The sequence below is a fragment of the Asanoa sp. NPDC049573 genome (assembly GCF_040676615.1).
Taxonomy (GTDB): Bacteria; Actinomycetota; Actinomycetes; order Mycobacteriales; family Micromonosporaceae; genus Asanoa.
The window spans coordinates 69823-81652 of sequence record NZ_JBFAPI010000018.1; the positions used below are offsets into that span (position 1 = coordinate 69823).

The 11830-nt window shown below is 72.4% G+C and carries 10 protein-coding genes; 3 read left to right on the forward strand and 7 right to left on the reverse strand.

Annotated features, from left to right (window positions below; all coding sequences use genetic code 11):
* Nucleotides 1–43: 43 nt before the first annotated feature.
* From AB0J74_RS31170 to AB0J74_RS31180, 3 genes are read left to right on the forward strand one after another with little or no spacing between them, the layout of a single operon-like run.
* Entirely contained in the window at nucleotides 44–739 is a 696-nt protein-coding gene (locus AB0J74_RS31170) for a response regulator transcription factor (RefSeq protein WP_363454289.1), read from the forward strand.
* Nucleotides 736–2145: a HAMP domain-containing sensor histidine kinase gene (locus tag AB0J74_RS31175; protein WP_363454291.1), complete on the forward strand. Its 1410-nt coding sequence runs from the start codon at nucleotides 736–738 to the stop codon at nucleotides 2143–2145. The genes AB0J74_RS31170 and AB0J74_RS31175 overlap by 4 nt, the downstream gene beginning before the upstream one ends.
* Nucleotides 2142–2603: a hypothetical protein gene (locus AB0J74_RS31180; protein WP_363454293.1), complete on the forward strand. Its 462-nt coding sequence runs from the start codon at nucleotides 2142–2144 to the stop codon at nucleotides 2601–2603. The genes AB0J74_RS31175 and AB0J74_RS31180 overlap by 4 nt, the downstream gene beginning before the upstream one ends.
* On the opposite strand, the gene AB0J74_RS31185 is transcribed toward AB0J74_RS31180, so the two are convergent.
* The 7 genes from AB0J74_RS31185 to AB0J74_RS31215 all read right to left on the reverse strand — a co-directional run bounded on the left by AB0J74_RS31185 (nucleotide 2554) and on the right by AB0J74_RS31215 (nucleotide 11821).
* On the reverse strand, nucleotides 2554–3552 hold the full coding sequence (locus AB0J74_RS31185; protein ID WP_363454295.1) for a D-alanine--D-alanine ligase family protein: 999 nt from the start codon (nucleotides 3550–3552) through the stop codon (nucleotides 2554–2556). The genes AB0J74_RS31180 and AB0J74_RS31185 overlap by 50 nt on opposite strands.
* Nucleotides 3549–4718, reverse strand: a complete 1170-nt coding sequence (gene alr, locus AB0J74_RS31190) for an alanine racemase (protein ID WP_363454297.1) — start codon at nucleotides 4716–4718, stop codon at nucleotides 3549–3551. The genes AB0J74_RS31185 and alr overlap by 4 nt, the downstream gene beginning before the upstream one ends.
* A 235-nt stretch (nucleotides 4719–4953) precedes the next feature.
* Nucleotides 4954–5349 carry a DUF393 domain-containing protein gene (locus AB0J74_RS31195; RefSeq protein WP_363454299.1) on the reverse strand — a complete coding sequence of 132 codons (396 nt, stop codon included), beginning with the start codon at nucleotides 5347–5349 and terminating at the stop codon, nucleotides 4954–4956.
* A gap of 4 nt (nucleotides 5350–5353) precedes the next feature.
* Entirely contained in the window at nucleotides 5354–6229 is an 876-nt protein-coding gene (locus AB0J74_RS31200; protein WP_363454301.1) for an MFS transporter permease, read from the reverse strand.
* On the reverse strand, nucleotides 6226–6666 hold the full coding sequence (locus AB0J74_RS31205) for a hypothetical protein (protein ID WP_363454303.1): 441 nt from the start codon (nucleotides 6664–6666) through the stop codon (nucleotides 6226–6228). Before AB0J74_RS31205 ends, AB0J74_RS31200 begins: the two co-directional genes overlap by 4 nt.
* Nucleotides 6667–6739: 73 nt before the next feature.
* Nucleotides 6740–10246, reverse strand: a complete 3507-nt coding sequence (locus tag AB0J74_RS31210; RefSeq protein ID WP_363454305.1) for an ABC transporter ATP-binding protein — start codon at nucleotides 10244–10246, stop codon at nucleotides 6740–6742.
* A 123-nt stretch (nucleotides 10247–10369) separates the two neighbouring features.
* Nucleotides 10370–11821 (reverse strand): M28 family metallopeptidase, encoded by a 1452-nt coding sequence (locus tag AB0J74_RS31215; RefSeq protein ID WP_363454307.1) that lies wholly within the window; start codon nucleotides 11819–11821, stop codon nucleotides 10370–10372.
* Between the last annotated feature and the right edge of the window lie 9 nt (nucleotides 11822–11830).

An 11830-nucleotide genomic window follows, 5' to 3' on the forward strand; every position in this document is an offset into this window, starting at 1 on the left:
GATCCCCGCGAGTCGCCTTGGCGCGTAATGCGATAGTTGTTCCATGTCCCGGGTGCTCTTGATCGAAGACCATCACACGGTGCGGGAGGGTCTGCGGATCGCGCTCACGCGACAGGGGCACTCGGTCGACGCCTTCGACAGCGGCGAGCGGGGGCTGGCTCACCTCTCGTCCGCGTCCGCCGACGTCGTCGTACTCGATCTGATGTTGCCCGGTATGGACGGGTTCGAGGTCTGTCGCCGGATCCGGGCGAGCCAGGACCTGCCGATCATCATGCTGACCGCTCGCGACGACGACATGGACGTGGTCGCCGGCCTGGAAGCGGGCGCCGACGACTACGTGGTCAAGCCGGTGCAGGCCCGGGTGCTCGAGGCCCGGATCCGCGCGGTACTCCGGCGCAGCAACGGGCGCGCCGCCTCGGAATCCACGGCCGAGGAACGGCACGGCGACCTGACCATCGACCGGGCCGCCCTGGTCGTGCGCAAAGACGGCGAGCCGGTCAGCCTGGCGCCGACCGAGTTGCGGCTGCTGCTCGAACTCTCGGCCACCCCCGGCCGGGTGCTCAGCCGCCAGCAGCTTCTCGAGGCGGTCTGGGACCAGGGTTACCTGGGCGACTCGCGACTGGTCGACGCGTGCGTCCAGCGGCTCCGGGCCAAGATCGAAAAAGACACCACCACGCCGGTGTACGTGCAGACGGTGCGCGGCTTCGGCTACAGGTTCGGGCCGTTGGTACCGCGGTGACGGGTTGGGCGCTCGGGTTGCGGGGGCGGTTGCTGCTCGCGTTCGCGGTGCTCGGCCTGAGCACCACCGCGCTGGTCGCCGGCGTCAGCTACTGGCAGGCCCGCACGGTCATCCTGCAGAAGGCCCAGGACGCCGCGGTGGTCTCGCTGGTCGACGAGGTGAGCCGGCTGGCACCGGTCCGCGAGCTGCCGCCGAGCCAGGCCGAGCTCGAGTCGATCGCCAGCGCCGTCTCCGAGGGCCCCGACCCGGCGCTGGTGCGCTACGGCAACCTGTCCGCCGGCGACGGGCTCGCGGCCGTCGACGTGCCGCCGCAGTTGCACCGGGCGGTGACCGAGGGCCGGGTGGTCTGGCAGCGGATCTCGGTCGACGGCGTGCCGGTGCTGGCCATCGGCACGGAGCTGATGGCCGACAAGCGGGACGGCGGCACCGAGCCGACCGGGATCGAGATCTACCGCGCCCACCCGCTCGCCGAGGAACAGCACAGCATCGATCAACTGGCCGCGCTGGCCTGGTCGACCGGTGCCGCGTCGCTGGTGCTGGCGGTGCTGCTCGCCCTGCTCGCCGCCCGCGGCGTGCTGCGGCCGGTGAGCGAGTTGGGTCGGGCCGCCCGCCGGCTGGGCGAGGGCGACCTGCAGAGCCGGGCGACGGTGCGCGGTGGCGACGAACTGGCCGGCGTCGCGCAGATCTTCAACCAGACGGCCGAACGGCTGGAGCGGCAGGTGGGTGAACTGCGCCGGATGGAAGCCGATGCCCGGCGGTTCGTGGCCGACGTCTCGCACGAGCTGCGTACCCCGTTGGCCGCGATGACGGCGGTGACCGACGTGCTCGACGAGGAGTCCGCGAAGCTGCCCGGCGACGCCGGCAAGGCCGCGCGGTTGGTCAGCCAGGAGACGCAGAATCTGGCCCAGCTCGTCGAGGACCTGATCGAGATCAGCCGGTTCGACGCGGGCACGGCGGCGTTGACCGTCGACGACCTCGACATCGCCGCCGCCGTGCGGGCCACCCTGCGCTCCCGCGGCTGGACCGACCGGGTGAGCACCGACCTGCCCGACGGGGTGACGGCCCGGCTGGATCCGCGCCGGCTCGACGTCGTGCTGGCCAACATGGTCGGCAACGCGCTGCGGCACGGCGCTCCCCCGGTGACCGTCGAGTTGCGCGCCACCAACGGCTGGGTGGTGGTGACGGTGGCCGACCACGGCCCCGGCCTCGCGCCCACGGTGCTCGACCATGTCTTCGACCGTTTCTACAAGGCCGACAGCGCCCGCTCCCGGTCCGACGGCGCCGGCCTGGGGCTGGCCATCGCGCTGGAGAACGCCAAACTGCACGGCGGCACGCTGGTCGCCGGCAACCGGGAGCCGCACGGTGCGGTCTTCACGCTGGTCCTGCCCCAGGATGGTGTCTCGTGAACCGTCGACTGCTGGCCGTTGGTGCTTTGTTGGCCACGCTGCTGGCCGGTTGTGGTGTGCGACCCAGCGGGGTGATCACCGGCGGCCCGGCACCGGCCAACACGATCAGCGGCCTCCGGCTCTACCTGATCGCGGACGGCCGGCCGGCGCTGGTCGCGCGGGGGCTCAAGCCGCTACAGCAGCCGTCCGAAATCGTGGATCTGCTCGCCGCCGGGCCGAACGCGGCCGAGCGGGCGGCCGGCTTCACCAGCGAGGTGCCCGCCGGGATCGCACCGGTGAAGCTGACCTCCGAGGGCACCGGCACGACCGTCGCGCTCGCCGCCGACGTCGACGGCCTCTCGGTGCTCGCGGTCAACCAGATCGTCTGCACCGTGCAGGCGATGGCCGGCAGCGGCCCGGTGACGCTGGTCAGCAGCGGGACCCGCCGGGGACCGTTGACCTGCCCGCCCCTGTCCTGACGGCGCCGGCGATCAGAATGTCGAGCAGCTCGGGGAACTCGATCCCGGCCCGCTGCCAGATCCGCGGATACTGCGAGGCGCTGGTGAACCCCGGGAAGGTGTTGACCTCGTTGACCACGGGTTCACTGCCCGGCGCCGTGTCCGGCAGGAAGAAGTCGACCCGGATCAGGCCGCGGCAGCCGAGCGCGTGAAACGCCCGGATCGCCCGGTCCCGCAGCACCTCGGTGGTGCGGGCCGGCAGGTCCGCGGGGATCTGGAACCGCGCGCCGCCGGCGTACTTGGCGTCGTAGTCGAAGAAACCCTCGCCGCTCACGGTGATCTCCAGCGGCGGCCCGGCCTCGACCCGCCCGTCCGGGTATTCGAGGACCGCGACGTCGACCTCGCGACCGCGGATGGCGGGCTCGATCAGCACCTTGCCGTCGAACATCCGGGCGACCGACAACGCCTCGGGAAGCTGCCACCACGCGTCGACCCGTGATACGCCCAGGCTCGACCCGGCCCGGGCGGGCTTGACGAAGACCGGCAGGCCGAGCCGCTCCTGGTCGACCGGCGTCGGGTGCTCCCCCGCGCGCAACGTGACCCCGCCGGCGACCCGCAACCCGTCGGCGGCGAGCAACGTCTTGGTGACCGCCTTGTCCATGCCGGCGGCGCTGGCCAACACCCCGTTGCCGACGTACGGGACGCCGAGCCATTCGAGCACGGCCTGGACGGTGCCGTCCTCACCGAAGGGCCCGTGCAGGGCCGGAAAGACGACGTCCTGGCCGGCGAGCACGTCGAGCGCGTCGGCGAACCGCACCGGGGTGTCGTCGACGTGCCACTGCCCGTCGCGCCCGATCAGCACCTCGGTGACCTGATAGGCCGGCCCGAGGTGGGCGAGAATGCTGGCCGCCGACTTGCGGGACACCTCGTGCTCACCACTGCGCCCGCCGAAGAGCACCGCGATCCTCATGCCGCCGCCCCTCGGTATCGCCGCGCCACCCGCGCCCCGATGCCGGTCAACACCTCGTTGGGATTCGTACCGGCCCACCGCGCCCAGTCGGCGACGCCCGGCTCGTCGGGCCCCGGCCCGAACAGGGTGACCGGGTCACCCAGCCGCACCGGCCGGTCGCCGACGTCGACCACGCACTGATCCATCGCGATCCGCCCGACGACGGGGCAGCGCGCCCCGCCCACCCAGACTTCGGCCCGCCCCTGAACCGACCGCGGCAGCCCATCGGCGAAGCCGACCGGCACCAGGGCGAGCGTGGTGCTCGCGGCGGTGACGTACTCGCCGCCGTAGGAGACCGCGGTCCCGCCCGGCACCCGCTTCAGGTTGACGACGCTGGACCGCAGCGTCATCGCCGGCCGCAGGCCGGTCCGCAGGCCGCCGACGGGATCGACACCGTAGAGGGCGAGCCCGATCCGGCAGATGTCGAACCGGGTGGTGGGCTGGGTGAGCGCGGCGGCCGAGTTGGCGAGGTGCAGCAGGACCGGGTCGAGCCCCGCGCCGCGGGCAACCCGCACGGCGGCGCGGAAGGCGGCGACCTGACGCCGGACGAGCGGCGCGTGCGGCCGGTCGGCGTCGGCGAGGTGCGACCAGACACCGCGCACCCGCACCGTGCCGGCCGACTCGTAGGCCCGCGCCAGCCCGACCAGGTCGGCCCAGTCACTCCCCCGAGCCCCGTTGCGGGACAGCCCGGTATCGACCTTGAGCTGCACCATCGCCGGCTGCCTGCGGCGCGCGGCCGCCGCGGCGACCGCGCGCAGATGCGTCACCGTCGAGATCCCGACGTCAACCCCGGCCGCGAGGATCGGCCCGAAGTCCTCGTCCGCCCGATGCAGCCAACTCAACACCGGCGCGCTGATGCCGCCGGCCCGCAGGGCCAACGCCTCGGCCGAGGACGTGACACCGAGCCAGGTCGCACCGGCGGCGAGCGCGGCCCGCGCGACCGGCACGGCACCGTGCCCGAAACCGTCGGCTTTCACGACGGCCATGAGATCGGTGCCAGCGGCGGCGGCAACCGAGCGGACGTTGGCGGCAATCGCGTCGAGGTCGACCTCGGCGGTGGCGAGCGCGCCCGTCACGTCGGCTTTGCCCACCGCCGTGCCGCTCACGGTGGTCGGATGGCTGATCACCCGCCAGACGGTGCCAGCGCCATGTCCGGGCACCATCCCCGGACTGTCACGAACCCGTAATAACGAGAGCGGCCCGTTGCAGCGCGTGTCCGCCGGGATCCGGATGTGCTTTTCGAGCCGACATGTTTTGGCATGTGCCCACATGCCAAAACACGTACGCGACAAGACAGACCTGACAAGCCAGACGCCGCCTACACGGCCTGCGCGAAGCCGCGCTGGTCGCGGTGCGGGCGGGTCAGGCTGTTGGCTGTTGGCGGGCGGGTGAATCGGCGGGGATGGCGCATGCCGCGGTGCCGCCGGGTAGCCGGTGGCGGTTGCGGGCCACCCAGCGGTAGACCGGCCAGGCCAGGGCGGTCACCGGGGGCAGGTCGAGGAGGCGGCCGGCGGCGCGCCACATCGGGCCGCTGGAGCGGAGCAGGCGGGCGATCGCCACCGGGCCCGCGGCGGTCTCGCCCGTTGTCGGTACCCACTGGACCGCCTCGACGGCCTGGGCGCGGGTCAGGCCCAGCGCGTCCAGGTCGGTGAACTGCCAGGGGACGACGACCGCGGAGGTGCGGATTCGGCGTTCGATGAAGCGCGCGCACATCGTGCAGAACGCGCAGTCGCCGTCGTATACGAACGTGTCGGTCATGCGGTCAACCTCCGCCCGGCTCGGCTGCCACCGGCTCAAGGGTATCCAGGGGCTGACGCCGGGTGGTTGCCTGGCGGAGCCAGGTGATCGGGCGCACTCGCTCCAAGGGGAGGAACGACGTCAGGGCGACGAGGTGGGGGGCGAAGGAGATCGAGATCGTCGCGAACGACAGGATGTGGAACGAGTAGAAGAAGGCGATCGCGGCGTAGCGGTTGCGGCCGCGTAGGGCGAAGACCAGGGGGCTCAGTGCCTCGAAGGTGACCATGCCGATCTGGGCCGCGATCATCAGGTAGGGGACGCTGGCGATCAGGTCGGCGAAATCCGATCCGCGGCGGATGAAGGCCCGTGCCAGCACCGAACCGGTCATCCAGCCGAAGCCGCCGAACCGGATCTTTGCCCAGGCCGCCAGGAAATAGGTGGCGACCACCGCGATCTGGATCATTCGCAGGGCCCAGCCGGCCGCCTCGCTCGGCTCGCGGTCGCCGTGCCGGGCGCGGCCCACCGTCGGCAACACGGCCAGCGCGATCAGGAAGGCGAACCGGTCGTGGTCGACCTTGCCGTAGCTCATCGCGATGATAAGCCACTCCAGGTAGAAAGCGCAGACGAGCCAGCCCAGCAGCCGCGGGAAGCGGCCCGTCGCGGCCAGTGGCGCGAGCAACAGCAGGGCCCAGAAGACGACGCTGACCAGGATGCTGCCGGGCGCCGGCAGGTGCAGCACCCGGGCGATCCACAGTGGTTGGTAGAGCTCGGTCGGCACGTCGCCGCGGGTGCGTACCCAGGAGCTATAGACCAGCAGGTCGAAGACGATGAACAGGTAGGTCAGGGTGCGCAGCGCGGCGACCCGGCCGCGTGGCGCGGCCTCGAACAGCCAGGCCCTCATGACGGCCGTTCCCAGACCGCCCGGACGTCGTCATACCAGCGGCCGGTCGCGGTGCTGTGCCGGATCTCGTGCTCGCGCACGATCAGCGCGACCTTGACCAGCGCTGGAGCGCCGGGGTTGAGCCGCTGGTAGCTGTCGGCGATGCGGGCCAGCCGCGCGGGATCGGCGACGTAGGCGCCTTCCTGCCCCTCGATCTCGGCCCGCCGGACACCCGCGTTGCGCTCCGCCAGCACGATGACCCGCCCCGTGCTGTCGGTGCCCTCGACCCGGGTGTCGGGCGCCGGCTCGTTGGGGCCGTTGACGCCCGCGTACATGCTGAACGGTCCGAATGGGAACTTGTCGTCCTGCCCCCAAGCGGAACCGGCGAGCAACAGGACGACGCAGACGACGGTGGCGATGACACGGGTGGCGCGAGCGGTCGTGCTCAGCTCTGCCATGGTCTTACCCCCGTGCCTTGTGCCGGCCATGAAGATAGCCCACGTCGTTCACCCGGCGCGGCCCCCGGTTGCATCACCCGGCCAGGTGACCCCACCGCCGCGCCAGCTCGGGCCAGGTGCCGCTGGCCGCGACCGTGCCCTCGACCAGCACGATCACGTGGTCGGCCTGGGCGAGCGCGGCCTGCTTCGACGTCGAGCCGATCACCGTGACACCGGTCGCCCGCAGTGCGCGCCACAGGTCGAGCTCGGTGGTCACGTCGAGCGCCGAGGAGACGTCGTCGGCGATCAGCAACTCAGTGCGCGGCGCCAGCGCCCGAGCAAGCGCGAGCCGCTGGAGCTGGCCGCCGGACAGGCGGGTGCCCTTGTGGCCGATCAGCAGGCCGAGACCACCGCCGGCCGCCGCGAGGTCGTGCGAGAGCTGTGCGATGGTGACCGCGTTCTCGGCGTCGACCTGGTGGCCGAGCTGGATGTTCTCGGCGACCGTCCCGGACAGCACCCGGGGCAACTGGCCGACGTAGCCGACCTGGTTGGGTCGCAGGAACACCTCCGGCTCGTCGACGGGCTCGCCGTTCCAGCGCAGGGCGCCGGTGTGGTGCACGATGCCGGCCATCGCCCGCAGCAGCGACGACTTGCCGGCGCCGACCGGACCGACCACCAGCACGAGCTGGCCCCGCCCGACGGTCAGGTCGACGTCGCGTACGCCGAGCGTGCCGTCTTCGTGGACGGCGGTGAAGCCGCGCAGCTCTAGCTCGCGCAGCGGCGTGCGCGGCGCGGTGACCGGCGCGGGCGCGATGCCGAGCGAGATGTCGACGCCGGGCACCTCGGCCGAGTAGTCGGGGCGGCCGGCCATCGCGGCCGTGCGCCGGGTCCAGACCCGGGCCGAGGGAAGCTGCGCGACCAGCGACGCGGTGGTCCAGGCGAACCAGCGGGCCGCGCCGAGGGTGGCGACCGCGACCAGGGTCGCGCCGCCGGACAGGCCGCCGAAGAGGTAGAGCGCCCACGCGCCGATCGGCAGCAGTCCGCTGACCATCGACGGCGTCGACCGGGCCAGCACCTGGGTGGATATCTCGCGCCGCTGCCGGTCGCTGCGCACCGAGTCGAGGCGGGCCAGGTGGACCAGCACCGGCTCGGTCGCGCCGGCCAGCTTGACCGTGCGGGCGGCCGAGAGCGAGGAGACCAGCGCGGTCGCGAAGGCGGCCCGGGCAGCGACGGTGCTGCGGGCCAGCTTCTCCAGCCGGCCGCCGAACGCGGTCGCCACGATGCCGGAGACCAGCACGGTGGCCAGGAAGAAGGCCGCCGGAACCAGGGAGCCGGCGACCACGGTCATCGAGACCAGCAGGAATACGCAGATGACCTGGTCGACCAGGTGGTCGGCGAGCAGCACGACCCGCTCTGTGTCGCCGGCCTGCGCGACCACCTCGGCCGGCGTGTGCTTGCTGACCCGGCGCGCGCCGGTCTGGCCGTGCAGCAGCCGCAGGCTGATCCGGAGCATCTGGCGGACCCACCATTCCGGGTACCAGATGGAGGTCACGTAGGGCATCGGCAGGTAGACCAGCAGGCCGGCGATGATGCCGACGGCCGGCCAGACCAGGCTGCCGGTGCCGTCGACCAGGTCGGCGAAGAGGTAGGGCAGCACCGAGCCGTCGAGGCCGAGCAACGTCATGAAGCAGAAGATGACCAGCCCGACGATGCCGAAGCGGGGATCGTTGGTCATCAGGCGCAGGATCTCGCGGAGCGTGCCCGGCCGGGCCGGCTCGGTCAGCGGCGGCGGGTCGGCCTTCGGCGGCACGGTCATGGCGGCCACCTGCGGGACCGCGGCCGCCTCGGGCTGCTCGTCGCCGAGCACCCAGTCGTCGTCTTCGGGACCTTCTGCCAGGGCGACGCCGCCCGCCGGGGCGGGAGTTGCGGTGGCCGCCCGGCTGCGCGCCATCAGGGCCGCGAACCGCTCTGACTGTTGCAGCGGGCCGGCCTCGACCAGCGCGCCGTCGGCCAGCACGACCACCTCGTCGCAGCGCCGCACCGAGGAGAGCCGGTGTGCGATCACGATGCCGATGCGGTCACGGAGCAGCCGCTGGGTGGCCTGCTGCACGCGGCCCTCGGTGACCGGGTCGAGCCGCGCGGTGGCCTCGTCGAGGATTACCACGTGTGGGTCGCGGACCAGGATGCGGGCGAACGCGACCAACTGCTCCTGCCCGGCGGAGAGGATGTTGCCGCCCTCGCCCAGCTTGGTCTCCAGCCCGTCGGGCAGCTCGGCCACCCAGGACGCCAGGCCCAGCTCGTCGAGCGCGGGCCCGGCCCTGCCGATCAGCTCGGGGTCGAAGAGCGCGACGTTCTCGGCGAGCGTGCCGGCCAGGATCTCGGTGCGTTGCGGCACGATCGCCACCCACCGCCGCAGGCCGTCGAGGTCGATGTCGACCAGGTCGGTGCCGCCGAGGAAGACGGTGCCGCGGGGCACGTCGACGGAGCGGGTGAGCACCTTGGCCAGCGTCGACTTGCCCGAACCGGTGCGACCCACCACCGCGTAGGACCGCCCGCGCACGAACGAGAGGGTGAGATCGGTCAGGGCGGCCGGCCGCCCACCGGCCTCGGCCGCCGGGTAGCGGAAGGTCAGGCCGCGCACCTCGATGTCGGCGTCGGGCGGCGCGCTGCCGCCGACCGGCTCCTGCGCCGAGGCCTTGAGCAACAGCACGCGGCCCCAGGCACCGAGCGCGTTCTGCAACTCGGGGACCATCCGGCTCATGTGCTCGACCAGCCCGGCGAACCCGATGACGAGCAGCCAGATCGCGGTGAGCCGGGCGCCGTCGATGCGCCCGGTGGTCAGCGCCCAGATCCCGCCGAGCACAGCGATGGCCACACCGACCCGCATCACGCCGACGGCCATGGTGGTGACCTGCGCCGAGAGCTTCCAGACGATGCGGGCCAGGCGGAGCACCTCGCGCGAGCGGTTGGCGAACAGCCGCAGCACGTAGGGGCGGGCCAGCGTGGTGCGCACGTCGTCTTGCCCGTGGATCGACTCTTCCATCACCGCGGCCAGGTCGGACCAGGCCTCTTCCTCGGCCATCCGGGCCGGCGCGATCCGCCCCGTCGGCTTGGCCAGCCAGAAGACCAGGATCGTGGCCAGCACGACCATGCCCACCCCGGCCGGCCACCAGACGATCAGCGCGGTGATCACGGAGACCAACCCGAGCGCCACGGACTGCACCACCCGGATGCCGCTGCCGCGCAGGTCGCCGCCGATCTGGTAGACGTCGCCGTCGATCCGGTCGAGCAACTCGCCGACCGGTGTTGACTCGAGCTTCGGCAACTCCTGGCCGAGCGCGACCCGGCACAGCCGGCGCCGCACGTCGGCCGTCCAGTCGGCGCTGAGCCGGGCCATCAGCAGGCCCGTGGCGGTGTCGCTGAGCACGGCCGCGACCAGCGCGGCGGCGAGCGCCACGAAGGCCGTCATCGAGTGGTCGACGAGCACCGGCCCGGACAGCGCCGCGGCCAGCGCCATGCCGACGGCATTGACCAACACGAGCACGGCCACGACGGTGGTCCGGATCGGTGAGGTCGACCAGAGGTCGCGGAACAGAGGCATTGGCGCGCATCCCCGGGTAGGCGAACCTCCAGCCTGCGACGGATTCGCCGCACACTCAACGCATTTAGCGCGGCGGAGCACCGGCCGCGCCGCCGGCTAGGCGGCGCGGCTCGGGGGGCCGGGTCAGACGCCGGGCACCGGGAAAGCGACCGGGCTGCGGTTGCCGTCGCGGTCGTAGGCGCGGACGCCGAAGAAGACGCTGTCCTTCGAGAGGTCGACGGTCGCACCGGTGACATCGCCCACGTCGATGACGTGGGTCCAGTCGTCGTCGCGCGTCTCGCGCCAGACGATCTCATAACCGGCCAGGTCGGGCTCGGTGCCCCGGGCCCAACGAAGCTGGGTGTCGTTGGTCAGGTTGGTGGTCACGATGACGACGCCCTTGGGTGTGCCGGGCGCCTGGGCCAGTGACCAGATCGTGGCGAGGTTGACCCGGGCGACCCGGGCGATGAAGGCGAAGTCGCAGAACTCGGGCAGGTCGCCGAACTGCACGCCGTTTTCGACCCGGACGTCTTGATGCTGGTGTGTGAAGTCTTCGTTGGGCTCGGTGAACCGCCCTGCCGGGTAGCCGCGCTCCAGGAACGAGATCTGGTCGCTACCCCGCAGGTAGCGGTCACGGCGCCAGACGACCCGCACGTGCATCCCGGTCTCGTCGTTGTCGGCCACCGAGTCGACGAAGCGGGCCAACTGCCGGCTCGCCGAGTCGTTCTCACCGCCGACCGAGCGCCGGGTGTTGGCCTGGGCCGGAGTCTCCGAGGTGGGCACGCCCTCGGCGAACAGGCGGATCACCCGCGGCTCGCTGGTGCCGTCGTCGGCCCGGCTGGAGCCGACGATGTCGTTGCTGAACATGCCCTGCACGTCGGTGCCGGCCTCGAGCATCCGCTGGGCCATGTAGATCGAGCCGTAGAGCCCCTGCTCCTCGCCCGCGACGGCGCCCAGCACGACCGTCGACTCGAGTGGGCGGCCGGCCAGGACCCGGGCCAGTTCGAGCAGCACCGCGACACCGGACGCGTCGTCGTCGGCACCGGGCGCGTCGTCGGTGAAGTTCATGACGTCGGTGATCCGCGAGTCGTAGTGCCCGGTCAGCACGTAGACCCGCTCGGGCGTGACGGTGCCGCGCAGTGTCGCGATCACGTTGGTGATCACGGTCGGGGTCGGCACCCGGGGCGAGACGGGTTGGGTGAACGACTGCTTCTCGACCGTCATCCGGCCGCCGGATCCGGCGGCGATGCCGGTGAACTGGTCGAACAGCCAGTCGCGGGCCGCGCCGATGCCGCGCACCGGATCGGTCTGGGTGGACAGCGTGTGTCGGGTGCCGAACGCGACCAGCCGGCGCACGTCGGCCTCGATGCGGTCGGCGTCGACCTCACCGAGCGCCCGGCGCAACGCCGGACCCGGCCGTTGTGCGCGCGGCCGCCGGCCCGGACCGGCGACCGGCGGGTCGCTCCACCCGCCGTTGGCCTGCGCGGGTCGCGCGCCCGTCAGCGGAACAGCCGCGGCCGCCGTGACAGCGGATGCGGACAGGAACGCCCGGCGGGTGGCCGTGGGTCGCTCCTGGCTTTCCCGGTTTTCTCCCATTCCAGGAAT